The 577-nt window shown below is 69.5% G+C and carries 1 protein-coding gene and 1 pseudogene; one reads left to right on the top strand and one right to left on the bottom strand.

The genetic code is table 11. The features are described 5' to 3' along the window. Nucleotides 1-197, top strand: a 197-nt coding sequence (locus tag A9Z05_RS31490) for a trehalose-6-phosphate synthase (RefSeq protein ID WP_176730268.1), incomplete at its 5' end; no start/stop codon positions are given. Nucleotides 198-360: 163 nt separating this feature from the next. On the opposite strand, the pseudogene A9Z05_RS38180 reads toward A9Z05_RS31490, so the two are convergent. Further along, nucleotides 361-577, bottom strand: a pseudogene (locus A9Z05_RS38180) (cell division protein FtsH); the annotation flags it as partial.

Below are 577 nucleotides of genomic sequence, written 5' to 3' on the forward strand. Positions count from 1 at the left end.
TGCTCGTCAATCCGTACGACACGCAAGGCACCGCGCAGGCGATTCAGCGCGCGCTCACGATGCCGCTCGAAGAGCGTCGCCAGCGTCACGCGGCGCTGATGGCGATCATGCGCAAGACCGACGTGCACTGGTGGCGCACGCGCTTTCTCGAAGCGCTCACCGAAGCGGCCGAAGTCGCGGCCGCGACCGAATCCTGACGCGCTGACGCACGCTCACGCCGCCATCGTCGTGCGTTCGAGCCCGATGCCGTTCGACCGCTACGTGCGCGTCGCACAGGGCGACGCCGTGGCGGGAACGATCGAGAAGAAAACGCGGCGTCGGGATATCGGCGCGCGCCGGTCGCTGGTCCGCGCAGCGGCTTCAGCGATCGGATTCGTGCGACCGTCCGTACGCGACGAAATCGCGCTCGACGGTGGCAGCCTGCTCCGTTTCGATCCCGCCGCCGCGCGCACCGGAATCGTCGCCCGGCGAGGCCGACGTGGCTAGCGACGGTTCGATGCGCCCGTCGATCAGCGCCTGCAGCGCGTCGCGTTCGAGCACCTCGCATTGCAGCAGCCGGCGCGCGATGCGTTCGAGC

This window comes from Burkholderia sp. A2 (assembly GCF_001729305.1).
Classification (GTDB): domain Bacteria; phylum Pseudomonadota; class Gammaproteobacteria; order Burkholderiales; family Burkholderiaceae; genus Burkholderia; species Burkholderia sola.